24 protein-coding genes and 1 riboswitch are annotated in these 24,917 nt (G+C 59.4%); of the genes, 12 read left to right on the forward strand and 12 right to left on the reverse strand.

Annotation, left to right across the window (positions count from 1 at the left end):
* Nucleotides 1-165: 165 nt before the first annotated feature.
* Complete coding sequence (locus ACR0NO_RS05345; protein ID WP_480723224.1) at nt 166-1,905, forward strand: serine protease; 1,740 nt, start codon at nt 166-168, stop codon at nt 1,903-1,905.
* Between the two features lie 60 nt (nt 1,906-1,965).
* Here ACR0NO_RS05345 and ACR0NO_RS05350 read toward each other — a convergent pair whose 3' ends face one another.
* Both ACR0NO_RS05350 and ACR0NO_RS05355 read right to left on the reverse strand, forming a co-directional pair.
* Nucleotides 1,966-3,540, reverse strand: a complete 1,575-nt coding sequence (locus tag ACR0NO_RS05350) for a 5-guanidino-2-oxopentanoate decarboxylase (protein WP_480723225.1) — start codon at nt 3,538-3,540, stop codon at nt 1,966-1,968.
* Nucleotides 3,540-4,988, reverse strand: coding sequence for a TrkH family potassium uptake protein (locus ACR0NO_RS05355; RefSeq protein ID WP_170487681.1), 1,449 nt, complete (start codon nt 4,986-4,988; stop codon nt 3,540-3,542). The genes ACR0NO_RS05350 and ACR0NO_RS05355 overlap by 1 nt, the downstream gene beginning before the upstream one ends.
* On the opposite strand from ACR0NO_RS05355, the gene ACR0NO_RS05360 reads away from it, so the two are divergent.
* Complete coding sequence (locus ACR0NO_RS05360) at nt 4,987-5,892, forward strand: hypothetical protein (RefSeq protein ID WP_480723226.1); 906 nt, start codon at nt 4,987-4,989, stop codon at nt 5,890-5,892. The two genes, ACR0NO_RS05355 and ACR0NO_RS05360, sit on opposite strands and share 2 nt — an antisense overlap.
* Before the next feature lie 198 nt (nt 5,893-6,090).
* Here the strand turns inward: ACR0NO_RS05360 and folE2 are convergent, their stop codons facing one another.
* The gene (folE2, locus tag ACR0NO_RS05365; RefSeq protein ID WP_480723227.1) at nt 6,091-7,194 is read right to left on the reverse strand and encodes a GTP cyclohydrolase FolE2; all 1,104 of its coding nucleotides are present in this window, start codon (nt 7,192-7,194) and stop codon (nt 6,091-6,093) included.
* A gap of 218 nt (nt 7,195-7,412) precedes the next feature.
* Nucleotides 7,413-8,606 (reverse strand): O-succinylhomoserine sulfhydrylase, encoded by a 1,194-nt coding sequence (metZ, locus tag ACR0NO_RS05370; protein WP_480723228.1) that lies wholly within the window; start codon nt 8,604-8,606, stop codon nt 7,413-7,415.
* Between the two features lie 65 nt (nt 8,607-8,671).
* Nucleotides 8,672-8,749, reverse strand: a riboswitch (SAM riboswitch).
* Nucleotides 8,750-8,881: 132 nt separating this feature from the next.
* On the opposite strand from metZ, the gene ACR0NO_RS05375 reads away from it, so the two are divergent.
* Nucleotides 8,882-9,817 (forward strand): DUF726 domain-containing protein, encoded by a 936-nt coding sequence (locus ACR0NO_RS05375; RefSeq protein ID WP_480723229.1) that lies wholly within the window; start codon nt 8,882-8,884, stop codon nt 9,815-9,817.
* Between the two features lie 23 nt (nt 9,818-9,840).
* Nucleotides 9,841-10,530 (forward strand): glutathione S-transferase N-terminal domain-containing protein, encoded by a 690-nt coding sequence (locus ACR0NO_RS05380; RefSeq protein WP_480723230.1) that lies wholly within the window; start codon nt 9,841-9,843, stop codon nt 10,528-10,530.
* Between the two features lie 28 nt (nt 10,531-10,558).
* Here ACR0NO_RS05380 and ACR0NO_RS05385 read toward each other — a convergent pair whose 3' ends face one another.
* Both ACR0NO_RS05385 and ACR0NO_RS05390 read right to left on the reverse strand, forming a co-directional pair.
* Nucleotides 10,559-11,407, reverse strand: coding sequence for a hypothetical protein (locus tag ACR0NO_RS05385; protein ID WP_480723231.1), 849 nt, complete (start codon nt 11,405-11,407; stop codon nt 10,559-10,561).
* 152 nt (nt 11,408-11,559) lie between these two features.
* Nucleotides 11,560-11,940, reverse strand: coding sequence for an OB-fold nucleic acid binding domain-containing protein (locus ACR0NO_RS05390; RefSeq protein WP_170376367.1), 381 nt, complete (start codon nt 11,938-11,940; stop codon nt 11,560-11,562).
* 127 nt (nt 11,941-12,067) lie between these two features.
* On the opposite strand from ACR0NO_RS05390, the gene ACR0NO_RS05395 reads away from it, so the two are divergent.
* The gene (locus ACR0NO_RS05395; protein WP_170376365.1) at nt 12,068-12,391 is read left to right on the forward strand and encodes a 2Fe-2S iron-sulfur cluster-binding protein; all 324 of its coding nucleotides are present in this window, start codon (nt 12,068-12,070) and stop codon (nt 12,389-12,391) included.
* Between the two features lie 65 nt (nt 12,392-12,456).
* A complete protein-coding gene (locus ACR0NO_RS05400) occupies nt 12,457-13,158 on the forward strand; it encodes an FG-GAP repeat domain-containing protein (RefSeq protein ID WP_480723232.1) in 702 nt (233 codons plus the stop codon).
* A gap of 80 nt (nt 13,159-13,238) precedes the next feature.
* Here ACR0NO_RS05400 and purD read toward each other — a convergent pair whose 3' ends face one another.
* On the reverse strand, nt 13,239-14,501 hold the full coding sequence (gene purD, locus ACR0NO_RS05405) for a phosphoribosylamine--glycine ligase (protein ID WP_480723233.1): 1,263 nt from the start codon (nt 14,499-14,501) through the stop codon (nt 13,239-13,241).
* A 76-nt stretch (nt 14,502-14,577) separates the two neighbouring features.
* Here purD and xseA point away from each other — a divergent pair, with 76 nt between their 5' ends.
* Entirely contained in the window at nt 14,578-16,062 is a 1,485-nt protein-coding gene (gene xseA / locus ACR0NO_RS05410; RefSeq protein ID WP_480723234.1) for an exodeoxyribonuclease VII large subunit, read from the forward strand.
* Between the two features lie 3 nt (nt 16,063-16,065).
* Here the strand turns inward: xseA and ACR0NO_RS05415 are convergent, their stop codons facing one another.
* On the reverse strand, nt 16,066-16,461 hold the full coding sequence (locus ACR0NO_RS05415; RefSeq protein ID WP_480554587.1) for a hypothetical protein: 396 nt from the start codon (nt 16,459-16,461) through the stop codon (nt 16,066-16,068).
* 129 nt (nt 16,462-16,590) lie between these two features.
* On the opposite strand from ACR0NO_RS05415, the gene ACR0NO_RS05420 reads away from it, so the two are divergent.
* From ACR0NO_RS05420 to ACR0NO_RS05440, 5 genes are all read left to right on the forward strand, one after another.
* Nucleotides 16,591-17,229: a lysoplasmalogenase gene (locus ACR0NO_RS05420; RefSeq protein ID WP_170642250.1), complete on the forward strand. Its 639-nt coding sequence runs from the start codon at nt 16,591-16,593 to the stop codon at nt 17,227-17,229.
* 59 nt (nt 17,230-17,288) lie between these two features.
* The gene (gene ftsY / locus ACR0NO_RS05425; RefSeq protein WP_480723235.1) at nt 17,289-18,392 is read left to right on the forward strand and encodes a signal recognition particle-docking protein FtsY; all 1,104 of its coding nucleotides are present in this window, start codon (nt 17,289-17,291) and stop codon (nt 18,390-18,392) included.
* Nucleotides 18,393-18,478: 86 nt separating this feature from the next.
* Nucleotides 18,479-19,381, forward strand: a complete 903-nt coding sequence (locus tag ACR0NO_RS05430) for an EamA family transporter (RefSeq protein WP_480723236.1) — start codon at nt 18,479-18,481, stop codon at nt 19,379-19,381.
* Nucleotides 19,382-19,397: 16 nt separating this feature from the next.
* A complete protein-coding gene (locus ACR0NO_RS05435) occupies nt 19,398-20,003 on the forward strand; it encodes an inner membrane-spanning protein YciB (RefSeq protein WP_170376332.1) in 606 nt (201 codons plus the stop codon).
* Between the two features lie 120 nt (nt 20,004-20,123).
* Nucleotides 20,124-20,792, forward strand: coding sequence for a Crp/Fnr family transcriptional regulator (locus ACR0NO_RS05440; RefSeq protein WP_170376330.1), 669 nt, complete (start codon nt 20,124-20,126; stop codon nt 20,790-20,792).
* Between the two features lie 222 nt (nt 20,793-21,014).
* Here the strand turns inward: ACR0NO_RS05440 and ACR0NO_RS05445 are convergent, their stop codons facing one another.
* From ACR0NO_RS05445 to hflK, 4 genes are all read right to left on the reverse strand, one after another.
* The gene (locus ACR0NO_RS05445) at nt 21,015-22,451 is read right to left on the reverse strand and encodes a Do family serine endopeptidase (protein ID WP_480723376.1); all 1,437 of its coding nucleotides are present in this window, start codon (nt 22,449-22,451) and stop codon (nt 21,015-21,017) included.
* A 185-nt stretch (nt 22,452-22,636) separates the two neighbouring features.
* A complete protein-coding gene (locus ACR0NO_RS05450) occupies nt 22,637-22,831 on the reverse strand; it encodes a DUF2065 domain-containing protein (protein ID WP_170381551.1) in 195 nt (64 codons plus the stop codon).
* Nucleotides 22,831-23,709 carry a protease modulator HflC gene (gene hflC, locus ACR0NO_RS05455; protein WP_170376326.1) on the reverse strand — a complete coding sequence of 293 codons (879 nt, stop codon included), beginning with the start codon at nt 23,707-23,709 and terminating at the stop codon, nt 22,831-22,833. The genes ACR0NO_RS05450 and hflC overlap by 1 nt, the downstream gene beginning before the upstream one ends.
* Nucleotides 23,709-24,851, reverse strand: coding sequence for an FtsH protease activity modulator HflK (gene hflK / locus ACR0NO_RS05460; RefSeq protein ID WP_480723237.1), 1,143 nt, complete (start codon nt 24,849-24,851; stop codon nt 23,709-23,711). The genes hflC and hflK overlap by 1 nt, the downstream gene beginning before the upstream one ends.
* Between the last annotated feature and the right edge of the window lie 66 nt (nt 24,852-24,917).

Genomic DNA, 24,917 nt, shown 5'->3' on the forward strand with positions numbered 1-24,917 from the left:
TTTGGCCCTTCCTATGCAAGGGGCCGAGGGGCGTCAACGGGCCAATAGGTCCCTGCTGTATCTGCGCTGCCACACCGCAAATTCCCCGCATTCTCGCCATGGCTTTCGCCACCCGAAATCGGGTATTCTGAGCAAAAGCATCAAAACTGCATAAACGGGCAGAAAATGACACGAGTATTTACGGCAATTTCATTGTTTCTTTTGGTCGGCCTGCGCGCCGCAACCGCCCAGCAAGATCAAGGTGTCTGGGTTCAGGTCGAGGCGCAGCCATCCCTGCGTGAGGCACAAGATCGTGCGCAGGACTACGCCCGCGCACTCCCTGACGTGAACGGTTTTCGCCTGGGCAGCGGTTGGTACGCCATTGTGATCGGCCCCTACCTGCGCAGCGACGCAGAACAGGTGCTGCGGGTTTACCGCGCCGAAGGACAAATTCCTCGCGACAGTTTCATCACTTTCTCTAATTCCTTGGGCCAGCAGTACTGGCCGATCGGGGCGAATGTGTTGAACCGGGGCACCGTTGCCCGGCCGGTCGAACCCGAACAGCCCACCATCGACACGCTGTCTGACGCAACCCCGCAGGTTTCGGATGAAACCCGCTCGCAGGCGTTGCAATCCGAACGTTTACTGACGTCGCAAGAACGCAAGGACCTGCAGACCGCACTTCAGGCTGCCGGGTTCTACAACTCGACCATCGACGGAGCCTTCGGCCAAGGTACGCGCCGGTCGATGGCCGACTGGCAGAGCTTCAACGGATATGAGGCGACCGGCGTTCTGACCACTGTTCAACGCGCCGCATTGATCGAGGACTATAACGCGCCGCTAATCAGCGTCGGAATGGCGCGATACACCGACGATCAGGCCGGGATCTCGGTCGATCTGCCGCTGGAGGCCATCGCCTTTGATCGCTATGAGGCCCCTTTTGCGCATTTCCAAAGCACCTCTGACCTGAACGCACAAGCGCTGCTGATCAGTCAGGAAGGCGGTAAATCCACCCTGCGCGCGCTTTATGAGGTAATGCAGTCGCTGGAAATCGTGCCACTGGTCGGCCCGCGAGAACTGCGAGGCGATCGCTTTACTCTGGAAGGGCGCGGCAAAGGCATCGTCTCTTACACCGAAGCGGCGCTGAAGGATGGCAAGATCAAAGGCTTCACGCTGGTCTGGCCCGACGGCGATGAAGCCCGCCGCGCCCGCGTTCTGGCCGCGATGAAGGCCAGTTTTGCTACCACGGATGCGGTTCTGGATTCCAGCGCAGGCGCAAATGCTGAGCAGCGCGTCGATCTTGTCTCGGGGCTTCAGGTTCGCAAACCGCGCCTGTCCCGTTCGGGCTTCTTTGCGGATGCGTCCGGCACTGTCCTAACTGTGTCTGAGGCCGCCGACAGCTGCAGCCGTGTCACGCTGGACGGCGATCAGGAGCTTCAAGTGGCCTGGACGGATGCCGATCTGGGTGTTTCCGTCCTGCGTCCGCGCAAGTCGCTTGCCCCGATCAACGTGGCCGAGTTCCGCACGGATCAACCGCGTATTCAGTCCGAGGTCGCGGTCTCAGGCTTCTCTTACGAAGGGGTTTTGGGCGCGCCAACGCTGACCTTCGGCCAAATCGCGGACGTGCGCGGCCTGAACGGTGAAGCCGGTGTGAAACGTCTTGCTCTAGCCGCTCAACCGGGCGATGCCGGTGGTCCGGTCTTTGACGACAGTGGCAGCGTTGTCGGTATGCTGCTGCCCACCCCGTCCGAGGGCCGCACCCTGCCCGGCTCGGTCAGTCTGGCGGTTTCGACCCAAGGGCTGAACGACGTCCTGACGCAAGCGGGCATCTCGGGCCAAGCGGCGCAAGAGACGGCTGAGATCTCACCCAATGAGCTGAGCCGCCGCGCCAATGGGATGACTGTTCTGGTGCATTGCTGGGACTAACAATATCCTAACACTGAAAAAGCCGCTGCGCATCCGCGCGGCGGCTTTCTTGTTGCCCGACTAAAGAATATCCGGCGTCACATAGATCAGTGTCGGCCCCGAGGCCTGAAACGCGGCTTTGACTGCCTCCTGCATCTCATCCAAAGTTTTGGGCGCACTGGACAGCGCCCCGAACGCCTCGGCCAGTTTACAGAAATCAGGATTACGCGCCACAACCGCGTTGGGCGCAATCTGGCTCCGGACCATGCTGTCCTCAATCTCTTTCAGCTTACCGTTGTCCCAGAGAATAATCGGTAGCGACAGGCCCAGTTCCACCGCCACGCCCAGCTCTTGCATCGTGTACTGGAACCCATAATCCCCGGCGATCACCGCCGTTGGCCGACCCCGTCGCGCCACCGCCCCGCCAATGCCAGCGGGCAACGCATAGCCCAAGGTGCCAAAGCCGGTCGGATGGTGCCAATGATGGGGATAGGCCATGTCCCAGACCTCTTTCGCGGCATAGGCGAATTGGGTCATGTCGGAATAGATCATGGTGTCGGCAGGCATCGCGGCGCGCAGCGCATCGGCGACGGGCACAATGCCCAGGCGCTCTGCATCGACCTCGGCCCGCCAGCGGGCGCGCGCCTCGGCGACTTCCTCATCTGTCCAGCCCGCCGCAGGTTTGGCGCTTTCGGTAACGGCCCACAGAGCACGGGCAAAGCTGGCACTGTCGGCCTGAATTTTGACAGCAGCGCGATGGCGGTCGGATAGGACCTCGGGGTCCAAGTCGACGCGGACCAGATGCGCCGAATGACCAAGCTCTTCCCGCCAGAGGTCAACCTCGCCCAGCTCGGCCCCAACAGCGATCACCAGATCGGCTGAGGCGATCACCTCGGCGCTGCCGGTCCGAGGCAGCATCGCCCCGAAATCCAAAGGATAGTTCGCCCCGACCATGCCGCGCCCTGCGTAGGTGGTGAAACAGGCTGCCCCCAGCTGAGTCAGGATTTGCCGCCATTCGTTCGATTTGCAGCCGCCGCCCAGAATGAACAAAGGCCGTTTGGAGATGTTCAGCAAGGACACAACCGGCGCGACGTCCGGGGCAAACACCTTGGGGCGCAGGGCCGGTTGGTTCGGAAATGGCGCGGGATCGGCAACGCCCTCAAGCTGAGCAATCGGCACCTGTATGTGCTTTGGCCTCGGACGCGAGAGTTCGAATTCCTCAAATGCCCGCTCAACCAGACCGTAGGCAGCCTGCGCAGTGTTCGCTTGCGCCGACCAATCCGCGACAGTGCCCGCCGCCCCTTGCTGGTCCTTCATCTGATGCAACTGACCGCGTTGCGCCTGCGTCTCATCCAGACAGGATGACAGCACCAGCATCGGGACCGAGTCGCTATAGGCCTGCCCCATCGGCGTCATGATGTTACACAGCCCCGGACCGGTGATGACATAGGCAACGCCCGGCTTGCCTGTCGCCCGCGCATAGCCATCGGCCATGAAACCCGCGCCCTGCTCGTGCCGAGCCAACACGTGTGTGATCCCGGCTTCTTCAATACCGCGGTACATTTCTTGGTTGTGGACGCCGGGAATGCCGAAAATCACATCCACGCCGCGATCCCTCAGCATATGGGAGATTTGCGCGCCAAGGGGTCTTTTCATCAGTCTCTCCAGAATTGGACGGTAAAGATTGCGTAGACGGCCAGCAACTCGAGCCGACCAACCAGCATGCCTGCGGTCAACAGCCATTTTGCGGTGTCGTTCAGGCCGGCGAAATTGCCCGCCGGGCCAATCTGACTCCCCAGCCCCGGCCCGACATTGGCCAGCGCCGTTGCGGCACCCGAAACGGATGTGATGAAATCCAGTCCGGTCAGCGCCAGCGCCCAGGACAAAATCCCCATCGACAGGACGAAGAACATGAAAAAGCTCATGACCGAGGTCAGAACGTCACGACTGACGGGGCGCCCGTCATAGAGCGGTACGAACACCCCATGCGGCGACCGGATGCGCCGGATTTGCGTTTTGATCGATGCAAACAGAAGCTGATAGCGGAACACCTTGATCGAACAGGCGGTCGATCCGGCGCAGCCTCCGATCAGGCCGATCAGGAAGAACAGCATGATCGGGAAGCTGCCCCAGAGCATGTAGTCGACACTTGCATAACCGGTGCCCGAGATGATCGAGGTGATATTGAACAGCGACTCGCGCAGGGCTCTTTCCCAATGGTGCGGAAAGACCGAGGTCAGAAACACCGACATCACGACGACCAGTACCAGAATGGTTGCCAGAAAGGCGCGGATTTGACTGTCCTGCCAAAGCGACGAGGTGTTGCCATTGGCCAGTTGCACATAGCGCACGAAAGGCAGCGCTGCGAGGATCATGAAGACCGAGGCCGCGTATTCTGCCGGGCCACTGAAGGTTGCAAACGAGCTGTCGTAGTTCGAAAATCCGCCCGTTGCGATGGTGGTCATGGCGTGGACCGTCGCATCAAAGAATCCCATTCCGACGGCCGCATAGACAAGGCCGCAGGCCAGTGTCAGGAACACGTAGATCAGCGAGATTTGGCCCGCGATCTCCTGCGCGCGAGGAAGGATTTTCCCCATGGTTTCAAACCCTTCCGAGCGGAAGATTTGCATACCACCGACCCGCAGCTCGGGCAGGAACACCATGGCGACAACGATGATCCCAATGCCGCCCAGCCATTGCAGGATACCGCGCCATAGCAGCAGGCCCTGCGGCAGATCATCCAACCCCGAGATCACAGTCGATCCGGTGGTGGTCAGGCCCGACATCGCCTCGAAATACGCATCGACAAAGCGCAGTTCGGTCTCGCCAAACAGAAACGGGATAGCCCCGAACACCGGCAGCGCGACCCAGACGCCCGAGGTCAGCAAAAAGGTCTGACGGATGGTCAGACCTTCTCCTACGCCATTGGCGCAGCTCAACGCAAGGACAACGCCGGTCAGAACGGTGATGATCGCGCTTTCAAGAAAGACATGCCACTCGCCCCGCCCCTCGATCATGTCGGCAAGCATAGGCAGCAGCATGGTCGCCCCCAGAATGGCGACCAGCATGCCAATCACATATCCGACCGGGCGAAGATCCATCATGACGCGCAGCGTTGGCGCGCCAGCCCGACCGTGTCAAGCAGATGACCCCGATTACTCGTCGGTTTTCGCAGCAACCTTTGGCATCGCGGGCGGTTTAGATGGCGCACGTGTCTTGCGAGGGGCCGGTTTAGGGGCCTCTGTGGTCGCTGCAGCCGCTTTGGCCGGTGCCGCACTTGGTCTCTTTGCTGCGGGTTTTGGCGCAGTCTTGGGGGCCGCCGGAGTTTTGGCCGGTGCCGCTTTTTTAGCCACGGTCTTTGCCGGAGTTGCCTTAGCCGCAAGCTTAGGTGTTGCGGGCGCAGCGGCAGCCTTGGCTGCAGGTTTGGATGTCGCCGGTGTAGGCGCTGCCTTGGCCGCTGGTTTTGTCTTTGCTGTTGCCGGGGTCGTCTTAGCAGCCGGTTTGGGCTTTGCCGCCGCCGGCGCAGCCTTAGCCGCCGGTTTAGGCGTCGCGGGTGCGGGGGCAACTTTGGCGGCTGCGGGTTTTGCCGCCGGGCGCGGTTTGGCGGTGAATTTTGCAACCGGCTCGGCCTTGGGCTTCGATGCGGCGGGTTTGGATTGTACTTTCTTGGCAGTCGAGGCCCGCTTGGCCGGAGCAGGTTTTGCAGCCGGTTTGGCAACAGGTTTGGGGGCAGCAACACGTTTTGCTGCAGGTTTGGCCGGGGCCGGTTCCGAGGCTGTATTGCGCAGCGCGTGCAAGGGTGCCATCGGCAGTTCCATGGCCGACCGGGCCATGATCTGCATAATCTTCATCTGGCTGACCACGGCGTATCCAGCCACGCGCATTGCAGCCGCCTGCAGCTCCAACGGTTGGGAAATTGGGTTCATGACATGTCTCTCCTGTAAATGCGATGCAGCCGGAACACTGAGAGAGGGATGCCCAGTCCGCGCCGATCACTCGGGCGGTTGACGGGGTCTTGCAGTCCAAGGCGTCGCACGTCTCGGCTTCCTTCCGGGGGCGGCACACCCGTATAGACGGGCAAGCGGCAGCTGCATTCCCTGCCTTCATAGCCCATTTACTGCGCAGACGCAGCAAATTTCGCTGCATTGCGGCGAAAAAGCGCTGTTTTCGAAAAGACGCGGCTAAATTTTCCGCATCTCCGGAGGGTTAGCCCACGTGGAATAAGGTCGTGAACAGACGCGGATCAAGGCTGGAGGCCGCAAATGTGGGCCCTTCCGTCAGGATCGAGACCGCATCATGGCTGTGCAGGCTCTCCTGATGGCTGGCAATCACGCGGAAATCACCCACGTGATGATCAGCCAGCAATTCGGCACAGAACAGGCGCGCAGCGTCTTCAACGAAGATCGGATTGGCCGCGTTCAACTCGGCAAAAGCCTGTTCATCCTCGCGTTTGACCATGACCTGCGTTTCCGTCGGAACCGCACGGCGGCACAGCTCGATCAGATCTTCGAACCACAGGCAATCGGCGTCGCAATCCACCAGTACCGAAATCCGCGCGACCGAGCGCTGCGAGTGCGGCGTCGCCAACTGTCCGCGCTGCGACCGGGCATGCTCGCTCAATTCCAGCGAGCAGGGGCAAGTCGAGGAATAGACATAGTCCAGATGCATGATCTTCTGGCGCACACCGTTCTGTTCGATCAGCTCCAGCGCGATGTCGTAATACTGGTAGCCCTCCAGCCCAGAGCGCAGGCTTTTCACCTTGGCCGGATAGGAAAAGCGCATCTGCAGACGCGCATCGAAACTGTCGAGGTCGGTAAGATAGTCGCTCAGCGCCGCTTCCATCACCTCAAAGCTGAAGGTCCGCTCGGCGTGTTTATAGAAGGACCGCATGATACGGGACATGTTGATGCCCTTCTTCTCGGCCTCAAGGCTCACCGTGCCAGTGACTGAAGTCTCAAGCGTCAGGTCGTCCCCATCTTTGCGGTGAAAACGGATCGGCAGGCGAAAGTTAGAGATGCCCACGTGCTGAATCTGCTGCTTGGCGCCCCGTATCAAGCTGGACGGGCCGTTTTGAAGGTCGGGCAATGTGGCCCGGTACGCCTCATCCGCGACAAAACCTTCGGGATATTCACGTGACATGGGCGGATAGTTCAACGCCGACATGCCGGGCACGAGCCGCACCAAGGAAGGGTCCAACTGGCTAATCTCGGCCGCAGGTGCGGTCTTGGCCCATTGCCGCAGCAATTTCAGCGCTTCTGCGGCCTGTTCCCTGTTGGGGGCGTCGTCGATGTCACGGGGGTGAACATTCATAGGCTGAGGTTCCTCGGTTGGCCGTCGAAATTAAAACGGCTGAAGTTCAGTATCCAGTTTAACCCGATACGGGCCAATTAACAGGATGGATCGAAAAAACCCAGCGTAAATCCGGCATTCTGCGCGCGCCAGCGACACAGTTTACGCCAACCTCGGTGGATCAGAGAGGCAGGTTGCACCACCTCTCTGCCTGTAGCGTCACCAGTTTGAGGCGTTATCTACTTCCCCTGCGAAACGTCCAATGCGTGCTGGATATCGGCCAACAGATCGTTTGCATCCTCAAGACCAATGGACAGGCGGATCAGACCGGGTGTGATACCCAGCTCATCTTTCTGTTCATCGCTCAGACGCTGATGGGTTGTGGTTGCCGGATGGGTCGCGATGGATTTCGCATCCCCCAGATTGTTCGAGATTACCGGGATCGTCAGCGCATTCAGAAACGCAAAGGCGGCGTCCTTGCCGCCCTTGATGTCCAACGACAGCACGGTTCCGCCCTTGCCCCCCAACTGCGTCTGCACCAGAGCATTCTGCGCATGGGTTTTCAGACCCGGATACAGCGTCCGCTCCAGCGCCGAGTGACCTTCCAGCGCCTCTGCCACAGACTGCGCCGTTGCGGCCTGCGCGTTGACCCGTAGGGCCATCGTCTCGAGTCCCTTCAGCATGATCCAAGCGCTGAACGGGCTAAGTGCTCCGCCGGTATGCTTCATGTAGGGTTCGACCGTGCCTCGGATGAACTCCTTGGTGCCCAGGATCACACCACCCAGCGCCCGGCCCTGCCCGTCGATATGTTTGGTCGCCGAATAGATCACCACATCCGCGCCCTGTTCGACCGCGCGCGAGAACACCGGGGTCGAGAACACGTTGTCCACCAGAACCAAAGCTCCGACCGAATGGGCCAATTCCGCAACGGCAGCAATGTCGATCACCTCAAGCGTCGGGTTCGACATGGATTCGAAGAACACGGCCTTTGTGTCCGGGCGGATCGCCGCCTCCCACTGGTCAAGATCGGTGCCATCGACAAACGTCACCTCGACACCATAGCGGGTCAGGATGTTTTCCAGAATGAACAGACACGACCCGAACAGCGCCTTGGCCGAGACCACATGGTCCCCCGCTTTCAGCATCGAGGTCAACGCACCATTGACAGCTGCCATGCCGGACGCTGTGGCAAACGCATCCTCGGACCCTTCCAGCGCCGCGATACGCTGTTCGAACATCGACACTGTCGGGTTGCCATAGCGGGCATAGATGAACTCATCCGGGCCACATTCCAGGAACCGGGCCTCGGCCTGCTCGGCAGTGTCGTATACGAAGCCCTGGGTTAGGAAAATCGCTTCGCTCACCTCGTTGTACTGACTGCGACGGATGCCGCCATGGACGGCTTGGGTGCGTTTGGTCCAGTTCTCGCTCATGTCATTCCTTTCGGCCTCGCTCCCCGAGGCGCATCAAAAAAACCCCAGACGCGGTCAAGCGAAAGGGGCCTTTCATCCTGACCTTTTAGCGGTGTTGTTTAGCGTGGCCCGCAATCCGGTTACAAATCGCCACGTGGTGTTGTTGCCCTTACGCCGCAGTTGCGAATTCGTCAAGCCCGACGCCTGCGACGTCACGGTTCTGTAATCGTTCATTCACGGAAACGTCATAGCGTCATGACAAAGCGGCACCACAACATTTTGTATGAGGCAGAGCTATGCCAGTAATCAGGATCAACGCTGTAAACGGACGTGCTGAGTTGCATGGTAGTTCCCGACCCCTGATCGGGGCTGTGCAAGAGGCCCAGCAATCCGACGGGCCAGTCATTGTCATGACCCACGGATACAAGTATCGGCCCGACGATGCCGGTGCCTGCCCACACAGGCATATTCTGTCGCTGCATCCCAAGGCGATTCCCTGGTACAGCCCCAGCTGGCCGCAACATCTGGGCTTTGGTAGCGGGTTTGAGGACGAAGGTCTTGCCGTTGCCGTTGGATGGGACGCGCGGGGCCCGCTTTGGTCAGCGCAGCGTCGTGCCGTTGAGGCGGGTAAGGTACTGGCTGATGTCATTCGTCAAGTGCATCATTCGAACCCAAAGCGTCCGATCCATTTCATCGGCCATTCTATGGGTATCGAACTGGCGCTGGAGGCTCTGCATCACATTCCACCGGGCGCGCTCAGCCGGATCATTTCTCTCACCGGGGCTGCCTATCAATCCCGCGCCGTGGCGGCCCTGACCACACCTGCCGGTCACGCGGCTGAGTTCATCAACATCATCAGCCGCGAGAACGATCTATTCGACTTTCTTTATGAAACCTTCATCCAGCCACCCTGTCGTGGCGATGTCAGCATTGGCGCGGGCCTGACGGCACCAAACTCGGTCACATTGCAGATCGATTGCCCGGACACGGTGGATCACCTGTCGGCGCTGATCTTCCCGCTCGCTGCGCCCGACCGGCGTATCTGCCATTGGTCCAGCTACACGCGTCCCGGCGTGCTGCGCGTCTACAACGCCTTGCTGCGCGACCCCGAGCGCCTCTGCCTGCAAAGGCTCAAACGCGGTATCCCCGAAAAACCGCACAGGCGCTGGTCACGGTTTTTTGCCCTACCCCGCCCACAGGGCCTCTTGCCGTTTGCTCAGAAAGCTTCATGATCCCGTCAGCTTGAGGAGACATCATGATCGACCTGTATTTCTGGCCAACCCCAAACGGTTGGAAAGCCTCCATCGCCCTGGAAGAGATGGAGCTGCCCTACACCACGCATCTGATCAATATCGGCAAGGGTGACCAGTTCGAACCGGAGTTCCTTAAGATCTCGCCCAATAACCGCATGCCCGCTATCGTCGATCCGGACGGCCCCGATGGTACGCCGATCACGGTTTTCGAAAGCGGCGCGATCCTGATGTATCTGGCACGCAAGTCCGGTCGGTTTTACGGCGCGACCGAACGGGACAGGGTTGCGGTAGAAGAGTGGCTGATGTGGCAGATGGGCGGCGTTGGCCCGATGGCGGGTCAGGCGCATCACTTCCTGAAATATGCTCCCAACCTAGAGCCTCCGCAGGACCTGCCCTACGCCAAAGACCGCTACCGGACCGAAGTCGCCCGGCTCTACGGCGTGCTGGATCGGCGTCTGGCCGAAAACGAGTATGTTGCGGGTGATTTTTACTCGATCGCCGATATATCTATCTGGGGTTGGGCGAGCCTTTGGGAGGGTCAGCAGCAGGTTCTGGACGACAAGCCTCACTTCACCCGCTGGCTAGAGGCTGTGAGCGCCCGCCCGGGCGTGCAAGCCGGACGCGCCTTGTATGCAGAGCTGCGTGGGGATCACAGCAGCAAGCAAGCGCAGAGTGTTCTGTTCAAGCGATAGCTGAGGCCAGTTCGCCAACATTCGAAGCCTACGCGAAAACGTCGGCCATGTTGCGAACAACCGGTTTCTGACGCGCCACGATAAGAGCGATACTTGTCAGCCCAAACACAATGAACGGCGTCATCAACACGTTTTCAACCCACGGATAAACTGCATCCCGCTGTGACAAGTCCTCGAACAGACGAGTATGAAACAAAAAGGCCCGAGTTGTTAGCTTGGTGGCGAAAAGCGCGGACATTGCGACGCAGAACTGCAATGCGATGTTCCAAAGACTGATCGGCTTTTCGAAATTCCTCACGCTGAGTTTCGACGTGCCAAGCAGAGTCGCGAATATCCACATTACGATACAAACTCCGACCGTGGTGGTCGTCGTCGGACTATTCAGGAATATAACCGACCCCAGAATTGTGCCAGCGATGACAAAGGCAAATACACACGCAATCAACCGGGCGGAATAGTGCACTTTTCGCAGCGTTCTGAACTGACCCCAAGGATCTTCATCACCCCCTGGCCAAATTGCACGAAAGGCCCCCAATACAGCAAGGCAACAGTACGAAGCGGCACACCCCAAAATGAAAAACGGCGCGATGTCGTTGGGCGCGACCCAAGAGATCAACGGGGCATCAAGGACGATAAATCCACTCAATATGACCAGAGCGGCGCCGCACAGGCATATCACGGCGTGAAACAGAACATATCCAACTGTACCGGGCGCAACCACGTGCTCCATCAGTCTCGGCACGGCTAAAAATGCCAGAATGAATGTCAGACCCGCAACGGGAAAATAGGCCTGAACGTCCAAATCAGTTCTGATGTTTCTATCAAGCTGCTGTATGAAAAACGAAATGGACAGGGCGATCACAATCAGAGTGGTCACTACGGCAAATCTCAACAACAAACGATGCGTGTGGAAAATAAATGAACTCATAGCTGCCGCGTAGTCAGGGAATTGGGCGAAACTAAGACCTTACGCTTTCTTTGAGCGCGACTAGTGGCGGTCGAATGGCAAGCATATAAGAATTGGAATTTTCAGGCCAACGCCCCCTCTCCCCGCACCAGCACATCCAGCATTCCCGAGATATCCTCGATCTCTTCCGCAATTACATGGATCACGGCGTCGGCCTTCTGCATTCGGCCCGTGACCCTCAGCAACCGTCCCGAGATCACCGCGCGGCGGAATTGTTCGTAGATCTTGCGCCAGACCACGATGTTCACGATCCCCGTCTCATCCTCAAGCGTCAGAAAGATCACCCCTTTGGCGGTTCCGGGCCGCTGCCGCAGGATCACCAGACCCGCCACCGCCACCCGCGCGCCTTCGGGTGGCTGATCCAGCCGGTTGGCGGGCAAACAGGCAGGTGGGCGGGGCCAGGTTCGGTTTGAAACATCAGGACAAGTCGCGGCAACAAGCATGAGAACAAAAATAGAACAATTGCGCAGAAAGTCCAGACGCGGCGCACAGAGTCGCAAATGAGGCTAGAAAGACCTAAATGCCTTGATTAAGGAAGAATTCGAACATCGCAAAAGGAAGACGCAAGCCATGGCAAAGATCACCTATGTCGAGCATAGCGGTACTGAACATACAGTCGACGTCGCCAATGGGCTGACCGTTATGGAAGGGGCCCGAGACAACAACATTCCCGGCATCGAGGCCGATTGCGGCGGCGCTTGCGCCTGCTCGACCTGCCACGTCTACATCCACCCCGACTGGGTTGAGAAAATCCCCGCCAAGGACGACATGGAAGAAGACATGCTGGACTTTGCCTATGAGCCCGATCCCGCCCGCTCGCGCCTGACCTGCCAAATCAAGGTCACGGACGCATTGGACGGTCTGGTCGTGCAAATGCCGGAAAAACAGATCTGATGCATTCCAAAGCGCCGCGTCCCCCCGTCTGCCCTTGGCACCATCGGAAACGCGGCGCGACATTGATGTTGTGCCTGTGGTTGGCGGGCGCGGGCTCTGCCGCGGCATCGGAGGATATCATCGAAGCCCGATATACCGAACCTACGACACGCTACGCCCATGGCGTGTTGGGTGATGACGTGGAATACGGCGCATTGGAACTCCGGGTCGAAACGCGCGGTTCAGACAACGTGCAAACGTTGCGGACGATACGCCTGCCCCAAGGTCGGGTTTTCGAAGACCTTTCTCCGCGACTGGTGGACATGGACTCGGACGGAAAGCCCGAAGTAGTCGTGGTCGAGTCCCACGCTCAACTTGGCGCACAACTTGCAATCTACGACGCAAGCGGCACAAAAATCGCTGCCACCCCGCATATAGGAACCCGCTTCCGCTGGCTCGCCCCGATCGGAGCCGCCGATCTGGATGGTGATGGCTATACCGAGATCGCTTATATCGACCGCCCTCACCTCGCCAAAACCCTTCGCATCTGGCGCTACAAAGATGGCGCGTTGGCCGAGATCGCCTCTTTGCCCAGCTTGACCAACCATCGCATCGGCGAAGACTATATCTCTGGCGGCCTGCGTGACTGCGGCGAGACGCCAGAACTGATCACGGCCAGCGCCGACTGGACGCGCATCATCAGCGTCACCTACAACAGTGGATGGACCACGTCAGACCTCGGCCCCTTCACAGGCCGCCAAAGCCTGAACCAAGCCTTAGCGTGCTGATCCGCTCTTCATCTGGCTAAAAGTATCCCGGAGGAGAGGCCGCAGGCCGAGGGGGCAAAGCCCCCTGACCCACATCAAAGTCAAAGCGCCCGCCACCCAATATCGCGGCGATAAAAGCCCTCGGGCCAATCCACCCCGTCAACCATGGCATAGGCCCGATCTCGCGCTTCTTGCAACGTTGCGCCGCGGGCGGTGACGTTCAGAACACGTCCGCCAACCGCTTGTATCTGCCCCTCAACAGCCTTTGTCCCCGCGTGGAACACCATGTTGCTGCTGTCTTCAGGAAGGTTGTCCAAACCTTTGATAACAGAACCTTTCTTATAAGAACCCGGATACCCGTTGGCTGCCATAACGATGGTCATCGCATGATCATCGGCCCAGTTCACCCGCGTCTCGTTCAATCGCCCTTCGGCCGCGGCATGCATAAGGTCCATCGCCTGTGCCCCAAGACGCATCATCAAAACCTGACATTCGGGATCACCAAACCGGACGTTGTATTCCACCAAACGCGGCTGCCCATCCTTGATCATCAAACCGGCATAGAGAACCCCCTGGAACGGCGCGCCACGGCGCTTCATCTCGGCCATGGTTGGGCGGATGATTTCATCCATCGCGCGCGCCTCAATCTCGGCGCTCAGAACCGGAGCCGGGGAGTAAGCCCCCATGCCGCCCGTGTTCAGACCCGTATCCCCCTCTCCCACACGCTTGTGATCCTGCGCGGTGCCGATGGACAGGATATTCTCTCCATCGCACAGCACAAACAACGAGGCCTCTTCGCCATCCATAAACTCTTCGATGACAACCTCGGCACCCGCCCCACCAAAAGCTCCGCCAAACATGTCGTCAATTGCGTCCAGAGCGGTCTGCTCGTCCATCGCCACAATCACGCCCTTGCCAGCCGCCAGACCATCAGCCTTGACCACGATCGGAGCGCCCTGCTCTTTAATGTAAGCCTTGGCGGGCGCGGCTTCGGTGAACCGTGCATAGGCGGCGGTAGGCGCGCCAGATGCATCGCAAACCTCTTTGGTGAAGCTCTTCGAGGCTTCCAACCGTGCCGCTTCGGCAGAGGGGCCAAACACCAGCACTCCGGCTTCACGCAAGCGGTCGGCCACGCCAGCGGCCAGAGGGGCCTCGGGGCCGACGATCACGAAATCAATCGCGTTGGCTTCGGCGAAATTGACCACCGCACCGCCATTCTCGATATCCAGCGACGCGCATTCGGCGATCTGGGCGATCCCGGCATTGCCCGGCGCAACAATCAGACGGTCGCATTTGGGGTTCTGCATCACCGCCCAAGCGAGGCTGTGTTCACGCCCACCGCTGCCGAGAATAAGAATGTTCATAAGGTCGTCTCCGATCTGCTTGGCCTCGCCTGCGCGGCGTTCTAAGCTGGCACGGCATTTGACACAAGGCGCTGAAATGTCCGACCTGCTTGACGACCCAATTCCCGGCCAAAACACTCCCGAATACTCAGTTTCCGAGATTTCTGGCGAGGTGAAGCGCACGCTAGAGGGCTCGTTCGGGCGAATCCGTGTACGCGGCGAGGTCGGTCGCGTGTTCAAGGCGCGCTCGGGTCATTTGTATTACGACATCAAGGATGATCGGAACGTTCTGGCCTGCACCACCTGGAAGGGTCAGATTTCCGGCCTGTCCGTTGTTCCCGAAGAAGGGTTGGAGGTCGTCGTCACCGGTCGCCTCACAGCATTCGGCGCGCAATCCAAATACAACATGAATGTTGATGAGGTCGCAGTCGCTGGCCAAGGCGCGCTGATGGCGCTGCTGGAAAAGCGTAAGAAGCAGTTGGAGGCAGAAGGGCTGTTTGCGTCCGAGCATAAGAAACCGCTGCCCTATCTGCCCCAGATCATCGGTGTCGTGACCTCTCCGTCCGGAGCAGTGATCCGCGATATCCTGCATCGGCTGCGCGACCGGTTTCCCCGCAAGGTTCTGATCTGGCCCGTCGCTGTTCAGGGTGCAAATTGCGCACCCGAAGTGACCCGCGCCATCGAAGGTTTCAACGCGTTGACACCAGGTGGAGCATTGCCGCGCCCCGATCTGATCATCGTTGCACGCGGAGGCGGCTCGATCGAAGATTTGTGGGGGTTTAATGAAGAAAACGTAGCCCGCGCGGCGGCAGCATCAGAGATCCCGCTGATCTCAGCCGTGGGGCACGAGACGGACACGACGCTGATCGACTTTGTCTCCGACCGCCGCGCGCCTACGCCAACGGCCGCTGCCGAATTGGCCGTCCCCGTGCGGATGGAGTTGATGGCCTGGACCAACGAACAAGGCGCGCGCCTTTCGCGGGCTGCGAGCGATGCGGTTCAGCGCCGCGCGCAACGCCTGCGTGACGTGTCGCGTGCGCTTCCACGTCCGGACAGCTTGTTGAACTCTCCACGACAACGCCTTGATCTGATTGCAGAACGCTTGACACCCGCACTGAATCGCGGGGTGCAAAACCGCCGCCTGCAACTGGTCGAGATGTCGGCGCATCTGCGCCCTTCAACGCTACGCAGCGTAGTCTCCTCCCGCCAGGAACATCTACGTAACCTGTCTTCGCGCCTCTCCCTCCGCCCGATCCAGCGCGAGATTGAACAACAGCGCCAGGCCACGGCCCGACTGGCTGAGAAGCTGGACGCGACCCAATCCGCCCGACTGGAGCGCCTGCGCCAGCAACTGAGCGCGACCGACCGCCTACGCGAAACGCTCAGCTACAAGGCAACGCTGGCGCGGGGCTATGCGGTTGTCCGCGCCGAGGGCGATGTCGTGACCACCAAGGCGCAGGCTGGCAAACATGCGGTGCTTGAGATCGAATTCTCGGACGGTCGCCTGACGACCGGCTCCGCTGGCCGCCCTACTGCGAAAAAAACCAAACCCGACGCGCCGGATCAGGGATCGCTGTTCTAGCGGTTAAACCCCGACTTCAGGCCCCAGGCACACCATCTCTTCCCCGAGGTCTTCCGCCTCGTAGAGTTCAGTGGCCTGTGGGTCACCCTCGAACTGCGCGATCAGCCCACCGCCCGAGCGAGTGAATACCCAGCATTGCGGGTCCAGCCGGTCCTCGTAGACGAAACAGATCTGATCCTCGCGCTGATACCAGACGCCCTCTTTGCACTGGCCATCCAGAAACGACCAGATCACGCGGCGGTTCGGCAAGTATCGTTCAACACCGTAAACCTGCCCTTCAAAACCATAAAACAAGGTTTTGCCCTGCGTGTACTCATCGAACTCGGCCCCGGACAACGCCGTTTGCGCGCCCGCCGTCTGCGCCGACAGCGCCAATAGAATCACAAGATGCCTCAACATGAGGCCATAGTGTCAGATGCGGGCGGGCATGGCCAATCACCACGCCGGTATTCGCCTGCCCCAACGTCATTATTGTGCCGCGTGCCACCGCAAAGAACAGTGGTCCCGAATACGACAGAGGGGACCGATGTGACACACCTGCTATTCTGGCTCGCCGCCGCGTGCGCCTTGGCCTATTTACCGCTGTCCCCGGGCCCGGCAAGTTTGCTCCGCACCGTTCTGAAAACCGCGTCGGTTGCTGTGCTGGCCCTCGTCGCCCTCCTCAGCGGAGGCGCGACCTTGCTGGTTGTCGCATTGGGCCTCTGCGCGGTTGGGGATGCTCTGCTGTCGCGAGAGTCAGACACCACCTTCATGGCAGGGATCGGCGCGTTTGCCGCGGGGCATATCGCTTACATCGCGCTGTTCCTAACGCACCCCAGCAGCAACTTTGACCTCATTCTGGAACGGCCGGGATATTTCTGGTCACTCCTCATTCTGGGGATCGTTGCCGCCACTTTGCTCGCCCCGCGCGCTGGAGAGCTGAAACTCCCGGTTCTGATCTACATCCCGATCATCCTTGGCATGGGCGTCGCAGTTCTGTCTTTGCCCGATACCGGAATGCTGCGTTGGGCCTTACCTGCGGCACTGGCATTCATCGCCTCAGACCTCGTGCTTGCAACCGAGAAGTTTCTACTGCCTCAAGACCACCCGGCGCTGAAGCTGACGCCCTATCTGGTCTGGCCTCTTTATTGGGCTGCGCAGGCTGGACTACTGATCGCTTTCACCTGACCCTTTGCAACTCCGGCAAATCCACATTAGGTGGAGGGGAACACCTGCGGAGACCGAAAATGGCGTTTTTTTCAAAGCTGAAGGACAAGCTGTTCAAATCCTCATCTCGTCTTGAGGAAGGGCTGGACGCCATTGTCGAAGACGGAGGCGAAGAAACCACCGCACCAGAGCCGGTGGCGCAGACGCCTGAACCCGCCCCGCAGCCGCAGCCGCAGCCGCAGCCGCAGGAAGCTGCTCAGCAACCCGAGACTGGGCAAGAAGATCAGCCCGCATCCGGCGGTTTGCTGGGTCGCCTGTTCAGCCGTACGGAAACCAAGGCCGAAATCCGCCGGACCCTGGATGACGATATGCTTGAACAGCTCGAGGAGCTGCTTATCGCCTCGGATATGGGCGTCGACACCGCCCTACGCGTTACCTCGAACATGGCCGAGGGGCGTTTTGGCCGCAAACTCTCGTCCCGCGAAATCAAGCAACTGCTGGCGCAGGAAGTGGCCCGCGTGATGGAACCGGTCGCCCGCCCCCTGCCAATCTACCCCAAACGCCCGCAAGTGGTTCTGGTGGTTGGCGTCAACGGGTCGGGCAAGACCACGACCATCGGCAAACTGGCCAGCCAGTTCAAATCCGCGGGCAAGAAGGTCGTGATCGCCGCCGGAGACACCTTCCGCGCCGCCGCCGTGGAGCAACTCCAGGTCTGGGGTGACCGCGCTGGCGTCCCGGTACTGACCGCGCCCGAAGGCTCGGACCCTGCCAGCCTTGCCTTTGACGCCCTGACTAAAGCGCAACAGGACGGTGCCGACCTTCTGATGATCGACACTGCAGGCCGCCTGCAAAACCGCGCCGACCTGATGGAGGAACTAGCCAAGATCGTCCGCGTGATCCGCAAGGTCGACGAAACCGCGCCACACAACACTCTGCTTGTGCTGGATGCGACCACGGGCCAGAACGCCCTCAGCCAGGTGGAAACCTTCCGCAAACTCGCCGACGTGTCGGGCCTTGTGATGACCAAACTGGACGGCACAGCCAAAGGCGGCGTGCTGGTCGCGCTGGCCGACAAGTTCGGCCTGCCCATCCATGCCATCGGCGTCGGAGAGCAAATAGACGACCTCGCCCCGTTCGACCCCGAAGAATTCGCAGCGGCCCTGACCGGCCTCGACCAAAACTGATCCGCCTCTTCATCTGGCTGAAAATATCCTCGGGGGTCTGGGGGCAGACGGCCCCCAGCCTCGTCACACTGGACAAGTTCTGACAATTGAGCGACTGGCTGATCTCACTCGAAGGCACCGAAGCGGGCCACAATCTCGCCCTTGGCCTGGCGTTGATGGCCGCCTTCCTGCACGCGGTCTTCGGAGCACTGCAAAAGGGCCGCCACGATCCGTGGCTGTCTCGTGGGGCCATCGACGCCTGCTATTGCCTGATGGCGATCCCCTTTGCCCTATTCGTCGTGCCATGGCCCGAACCCTATATGTGGCCCATTTTCGGCATCGTCTGGCTGATCCACATCACCTACAAGATCCTTCAGGCCTTGGCCTATACCAAAGGCTCCTACACGGTGGTTTACCCGGTTGTTCGCGGTACCGGCCCACTTTTCACTGTGATCGGAGCCTACCTTCTGTTCGGAGAAACCTTCACAGGCACGCAATGGTTCGGTGTGGCCGTCCTTCTGGCCGGTATCTTCGGGCTGGCTGCCTATAACTTCCGGTTTCTGGAAACCAATCGTGAGACTCTGGGTATCGCGCTCACCCTGGCGATTGCCACCGGCCTTTTCGTGGCGCTCTACACGACTTATGACGCCTATGGCATCCGCGCCACCGCCGATCCGTTCACTTTTCTGGCCTGGTTCTTCATGATCGACGGCTTCGCGATGCCGATCTACGCGTTCCTCAGATGGCGTGCCATGATCAACCGCCCTTCCCCAGGTCCGCTGACGCTGCGCGGGCTCGCAGGCGGCTTGATCGCGCCGCTGTCATTCGGAGCCATCATGCTGGCCACCCGATTGGACAAAGTCGGAGAAGCGGCTGTACTGCGCGAAACATCAACTGTATTTGCAGCCTTGATCGGCTGGCTGGTTTTGAAAGAAACCGTTGGCCCAAGACGCATCGCCCTGATGGCACTGATTGCATTGGGCGCTGTAATCGTTGAAATGGGCGGATGAACAGCAGGACACCACGATGACAGGCAAAAAAGAGATCAACCCGTTTCTGAAACAGGTGCTGGAGCTGGGCCCCCCGCTGGCCTTCTTCTTCATCTACCTGCGACTGCGTGATGACAGTTTTCTGATCGGCGGTATCGAGTATTCAGGCTTCATCATCGCAACTATCCTCTTTGTTCCGCTGATGCTGGCGGCAATGGGCATCTTGTGGTTCCTGACAGGCAAGCTCAGCCGGATGCAGATTTTCACCGCCTTCATGGTGATCTTCTTCGGTGGCCTGACCGCCTGGTTCAATGATGAGCGGTTCTTCAAGATGAAAACCACGCTGGTCTACGGGTTCTTCTCGGTCATTCTTGGGATTGGGTTGCTGCAGGGCAAATCCTACCTCGCCTATGTTCTGGATGAGATGCTGCCGATGAAGCACGAAGGCTGGATGATCCTGACGCGGCGGCTCTGTGCTTGCTTTGCCGTTCTGGCCATCGCCAATGAGATCGTCTGGCGCACCATGTCCACCGATCTGTGGGTCAAGATCGAAACCTTCGCCTTTCCCATCGCGCTAATGGCCTTCCTGATGTACCAGTTCCACCGCCTGCAAAGCTATCTGGAAGACCCCGATCGCCAGTAGTGGACCCAAAGCCCTTTGGTATCAGTTTGACACTCATCCAAGGAAACCACTTGGCTTGTTGACCTTGCTGTGAATAATTGAGTAACCACTCACCATCCTACTCCGGAGATTAGTACCCGAATGGCGGTATTTCCAAATAGCGGCTTCCTGTCCGATGCATCCGAAGGTCTGCGCGAGATGCTCTCGGCGCTGGCGACGGAAATCTCTTTGGATAAAAACGAAACCCTGTTCGATCAGGACGATGAAGGCGATGCGCTTTATGCCATCGTCGAAGGGACGCTCGAAGTGTCCTTCCTGGCGATGAGCGGCCGAAAGCTAGCGCTGACGCTCATGCGTCCGGGCGAGGTTTTCGGTGAGATCGCTCTGTTCGACAGCGGCCCTCGCACTGCCACTGTTGCAGCTGCTGAACCTTCTCGGGTTCTGCGGGTGCGTCGCCGGGATGTGATGGAGCAAATCCGCCAACACCCAGATCTTGCGGTTGATATGGTCCGTCTGGCCGGATTGCGGATGCGGTCGATGAGCTCGCAGTTGAACGAGCAGGTCTTTCTGCCGATGCCGATTCGACTGGCGCGCAAACTGCTGCACCTGTCGTCTCTGCAGGACGATCCCACGGAACGCATTACCCTGTCGCAAAGTGAATTGGCTGAATTCGTCGGGGCAACGCGTGAGGCCGTCTCGAAAACCATTTCTATCTGGAAGCGCGACAATGTGGTCGAAGCATCGCGGGGCGGATTGCTGATTCACGACATCGAAGCTTTGCGCGCTTTGGCTGAATCGGACTTGATCTGACCCTTTGTGATCTTGTTCACAGACGACTCGGAGGTCAGTGCCCTAGGGTAAACCTGTTACCGTAGGAGGTCAGTAATCATCCCCGATATCTGTCCACTGATCTCTCCCTGTACCTAAGCCATATGCCCAAAAGGCATATGGCTTATTTTCTTTCTGCCGGGCCTAAAAGAACATGAAAAAAGGCCGGAGAAACCCCCGGCCCTTTTCGGTAGCTATATGAGCTTAGTTTTCAAGGCTCAACGCGACAAAGCGCGGGTCGCCGCCGCGGCGTACCAACAGCAGCAGCGATTTGCGCCCGGCTTCAGTAGCTTCTTCAATACGCGCCTCAAGGTCGCTGATGGATTCGACCTTCTGCTGTCCAGCTTCGGTGATCAGGTCACCCGCGCGCAGACCCTTGGCAAAGGCTTCCGAGGCTTCATCAACCTCGGTCACGACCAGACCGTCCGCCTCGGCATCCAGCCCCAGATCTTCACGAAGCGTATCTGTCAGCGGAGAAATAGTCAGGCCGAGAATGTCGGCGTTTTCGTCGGTTGGCGCGTCCGGAGTGTCTTCTTCACTCGTTTCGGCACGCTCCGCATCCTCACGGCGCCCGAGTGTGACCAGAATAGTCTGAGTGCCACCGTCGCGATGTACCACCACACGAACTGATTTGCCCACGGTCGTCTCACCGACTTGTCGTACCAGACCGCGCGTATCTTCAACCTCGACCCCGTCAAAGCTGAGGATCACATCCCCTGCTTTCAGACCGGCCTCTTTCGCAGGACCCTCCGGTACATCGCTGATCAATGCGCCACCGGGTTTATCCAGACCCATCGCCTCAGCCATATCTTCAGTCACGTCCTGAATCCGTACACCCAGCCAACCACGACGGGTTTCGCCGAACTCACGCAGCTGGTCGACGACCTTGGTCACGACATTGGAGGCCATCGAAAACCCAATACCGATCGAGCCGCCGTTGGGAGACAGAATCGCAGTGTTCACGCCGATGACCTGACCATCCATGTTAAACAGAGGACCACCCGAGTTGCCCCGATTGATCGCCGCATCGGTCTGGATGTAGTCGTCATAGGACCCGCTTAGTGCGCGGTTACGGGCCGAGACGATCCCCGCCGAAACCGAGAACCCCTGCCCAAGCGGGTTTCCCATGGCAATCACCCAGTCGCCAACACGCGCCGTGTCGCTGTCGCCGAACTGTACATATTGCAGAGGCCCCGACGCCTCGACTTTCAACAGCGCGATATCAGTTTTTTCATCCGTGCCGATGACCTTGGCAGGCAATTCCTTCACGGGCTGACCATCGCCTGGGAAGAATTCAATCAGGATCTCATCGGCCTCGGCGATCACGTGGTTATTGGTGACGATAAAGCCGTCTTCCGAGATCACGAAACCCGACCCCAACGCGTTGCTGCGGCGCGGGCGGTCGCCATTGTCGCCGTTGCGATCCTGAAACTCGCGGAAGAAATCTTCGAACGGAGAGCCCTCGGGCACGATCCCCTGCGGCCCGGTCTGGCCTTCGATCAGGGTCGATGTGGTGATATTGACCACCGCTGGGCTGATCTGTTCCGCCAGCGGCGCAAGGCTTTCCCCACGCGCATACGCCGCAACAGTTTGTGCTGCGATCAGAAGCATCGCTCCGAAGGCCAGCCACATCAGTCGCATGAAACCAACACCATCGTCCCGCCGGACGGAAATACTGCTCGCTTGTGCCTGCACTTGGGAACTCCTTGTCGTCAATCTCTTACAGACCGCCCTAAGGCAGACTATCTTTCCACCCAATGTAGTCGGTTTGATCACGCTCGCAACTGAGGATCGCGGGGAAATCACCGGCAAGTGAGGTCAGGGCATCAAAACCCCAGCTGATAGGCGCCCCAAAGCAGCACAAGACCGCTGACGACACAGAGCAGCCCTGCCAAACGCCGCGCCTGTTCCGGCAGCGTGCGCAGCGCCTCTAACATACGTTCAATAAGCGAAGGGGCCAGCGCGTAGGCCAGCCCCTCGACAATCAGCACCAGCCCGAAGGCCAGAAGGATCATACCCATTACTGGGTCGCCTGCCCGGTGGGCGATTTCAGGTAGTTGAAGAACTCCGAATCCGGGCTGAGGACCATCGAGCTGTTCCCGCCCTGCAGAGCACGCTCATAAGCTGACAGCGAACGGTAGAACTCAAAGAACTCTGGGTCTTTGCCAAAGGCGTCGGCGAAGATCGCGTTGCGTTCGGCGTCTGCCTCACCGCGGATGATCTCGGCCTCGCGGTTGGCGTCCGAAACCAGTTCAACCACGGTCCGGTCGGCCTGCGCGCGGACACGCTGCGCGGCTTCGTTACCACGGGCGCGCTCGTCGGTTGCTTCACGTTCCCGCTCGGCTTTCATCCGATCAAAGGTTGCTTCGAGATTCGCCTGCGGCAGGTCGGTTGCTTTCAGACGCACGTCGATGACGTTGACGCCCAGCGCGCGCGCTTCGGCGATTGCGCTGTTGCGGATCCGCAGCATCAGAGCCGCACGATCAGAGCTGAGGATATCCCGCGACGAGACCGAACCCAGAACTTCCCGAGTTTCGGCGCGAAGGATACGGTCCAGACGGTCCTCGGCCACCGGAATACCGCCAACACCAACGGCCTGACGGAACTGCTCCAAATCCGAAATCCGGTAACGCGCAAAGGCATCAACCACCAGACGACGGTCATCGAGCGGTGTCACCTCTAGCGGCTGTACGTCGATCGACAGGATGCGGTCATCATAGCGCACAACCTCTTGAATCAGAGGGATTTTAAACGCCAATCCCGGCTCTTCTTTGACCGCGACAACGCGACCAAACTGCAGAACCAGAGCGCGTTCACGCTCATCCACGATGAAGATCGAGGACAGAACACCGACAATCGCGAGGAAGACGACGGGTAGGATAAATGTCGTTTTACGCATCAGTTGCTCTCCGCTGCAGGGGTACGACGCAGTTCGTTCAACGGCAGGTACGGCACAACGCCCTGCCCCGAGCCGCCGGTGTTTTCGTCCAGGATAATCTTGTCCACGTCACCCAGAACCTGCTCCATGCGCTCCAGATACAGACGCTTGCGGGTCACATCCGGCGCTTTGGAGTATTCCTCCAGAACCGCGCTGAAGCGGCTGGCCTCACCCTGTGCACTGTTGATCTGTTGGGCGCGATAGGCTTCGGCTTCTTCCAGAACCTGAGCGGCTTCACCGCGCGCTTCCGCGAGAACACGGTTAGCATAGGCATCCGCGACGTTCTGCAGACGATCCCGTTCCTGCGCAGCGGCCTGAACGTCACGGAACGCGGCAATCACGTCTTGCGGCGGGTCAGCCTTGTCGAAGTTCACACGAACGATATTCACGCCCGAATCGTAGCTGTCCATTGTCGCCTGAATCAGCTCTTGCAGACGTTCTGCGATAATGCCGCGGTCTCTGTTCAGGATCGGAGCAAGTTCGCTTTGCGCGATAATCTCACGCATTGCCGACTCTGACACAGCCTGAATCGTTTGACGCGGGTCGCGCAGGTTGAAGAGGAACTTGGCGGGGTCGTTGATATTCCAAACGACTTGATAGTCGATATCGACCACGTTTTCGTCACCGGTCAGCATCAGACCATCGTCGCTGCCACGAGCGCCGCCCATGTCTTCATTCTGTTCCCGTGTAACAGGGATGACCTCGGCGGTCACAAAGGGCCAAGGTGCAAAGTTCAGTCCGGGATTTCCAACAGCCGAGAACTCGCCAAGGAACAGTTCAACTGACTGCTCTTCGGGTTTGACGGTGTAAAAGCTGGCCGCAGCCCAGAGGCCGATCGCAACCAATGCGCCAATCGCCACGGTGCCCTTGGTAAAGATCGGACCACCGCCGCCGCCTGAACCGTTGCTACCACGGCCGCCGCCGCCACGACCGCCCATGAGGACACGCAGCTGCTCTTGCCCTTTTTTCATCAGCTCATCGATTTCGGGGATCTGCGGGCTCTCCCCTTCGGGAGGCTTGCGCCCGTCACCGTTATTACCCCGATTTCCTCCACCACCAGAGGAGCCTCCGCCCCCCCAGGGGCCACCGCTGTTGCCCGCCATATGTGTCTATTCCCTTGTGTTTGACCGTGTGATCACGGTGTTCCTTGTAACTTGGTTGCGCGCAGT

The sequence above is a fragment of the Ruegeria sp. CL3 genome, from assembly GCF_056536505.1.

What these genes read in the sequence shown, in the direction of transcription:
- ACR0NO_RS05345 (WP_480723224.1), top strand. Translation starts at nt 166, where the DNA reads ATGACACGAGTATTTACGGCAATTTCATTGTTTCTTTTGGTCGGCCTG.
- ACR0NO_RS05350 (WP_480723225.1), bottom strand. Translation starts at nt 3,540, where the DNA reads ATGAAAAGACCCCTTGGCGCGCAAATCTCCCATATGCTGAGGGATCGC.
- ACR0NO_RS05360 (WP_480723226.1), top strand. Translation starts at nt 4,987, where the DNA reads ATGACGCGCAGCGTTGGCGCGCCAGCCCGACCGTGTCAAGCAGATGAC.
- ACR0NO_RS05355 (WP_170487681.1), bottom strand. Translation starts at nt 4,988, where the DNA reads ATGATGGATCTTCGCCCGGTCGGATATGTGATTGGCATGCTGGTCGCC.
- folE2 (WP_480723227.1), bottom strand. Translation starts at nt 7,194, where the DNA reads ATGAATGTTCACCCCCGTGACATCGACGACGCCCCCAACAGGGAACAG.
- metZ (WP_480723228.1), bottom strand. Translation starts at nt 8,606, where the DNA reads ATGAGCGAGAACTGGACCAAACGCACCCAAGCCGTCCATGGCGGCATC.
- ACR0NO_RS05375 (WP_480723229.1), top strand. Translation starts at nt 8,882, where the DNA reads ATGCCAGTAATCAGGATCAACGCTGTAAACGGACGTGCTGAGTTGCAT.
- ACR0NO_RS05380 (WP_480723230.1), top strand. Translation starts at nt 9,841, where the DNA reads ATGATCGACCTGTATTTCTGGCCAACCCCAAACGGTTGGAAAGCCTCC.
- ACR0NO_RS05390 (WP_170376367.1), bottom strand. Translation starts at nt 11,940, where the DNA reads ATGCTTGTTGCCGCGACTTGTCCTGATGTTTCAAACCGAACCTGGCCC.
- ACR0NO_RS05395 (WP_170376365.1), top strand. Translation starts at nt 12,068, where the DNA reads ATGGCAAAGATCACCTATGTCGAGCATAGCGGTACTGAACATACAGTC.
- ACR0NO_RS05400 (WP_480723232.1), top strand. Translation starts at nt 12,457, where the DNA reads ATGTTGTGCCTGTGGTTGGCGGGCGCGGGCTCTGCCGCGGCATCGGAG.
- purD (WP_480723233.1), bottom strand. Translation starts at nt 14,501, where the DNA reads ATGAACATTCTTATTCTCGGCAGCGGTGGGCGTGAACACAGCCTCGCT.
- xseA (WP_480723234.1), top strand. Translation starts at nt 14,578, where the DNA reads ATGTCCGACCTGCTTGACGACCCAATTCCCGGCCAAAACACTCCCGAA.
- ACR0NO_RS05415 (WP_480554587.1), bottom strand. Translation starts at nt 16,461, where the DNA reads ATGTTGAGGCATCTTGTGATTCTATTGGCGCTGTCGGCGCAGACGGCG.
- ftsY (WP_480723235.1), top strand. Translation starts at nt 17,289, where the DNA reads ATGGCGTTTTTTTCAAAGCTGAAGGACAAGCTGTTCAAATCCTCATCT.
- ACR0NO_RS05435 (WP_170376332.1), top strand. Translation starts at nt 19,398, where the DNA reads ATGACAGGCAAAAAAGAGATCAACCCGTTTCTGAAACAGGTGCTGGAG.
- ACR0NO_RS05440 (WP_170376330.1), top strand. Translation starts at nt 20,124, where the DNA reads ATGGCGGTATTTCCAAATAGCGGCTTCCTGTCCGATGCATCCGAAGGT.
- ACR0NO_RS05445 (WP_480723376.1), bottom strand. Translation starts at nt 22,451, where the DNA reads ATGCGACTGATGTGGCTGGCCTTCGGAGCGATGCTTCTGATCGCAGCA.
- ACR0NO_RS05450 (WP_170381551.1), bottom strand. Translation starts at nt 22,831, where the DNA reads ATGGGTATGATCCTTCTGGCCTTCGGGCTGGTGCTGATTGTCGAGGGG.
- hflC (WP_170376326.1), bottom strand. Translation starts at nt 23,709, where the DNA reads ATGCGTAAAACGACATTTATCCTACCCGTCGTCTTCCTCGCGATTGTC.
- hflK (WP_480723237.1), bottom strand. Translation starts at nt 24,851, where the DNA reads ATGGCGGGCAACAGCGGTGGCCCCTGGGGGGGCGGAGGCTCCTCTGGT.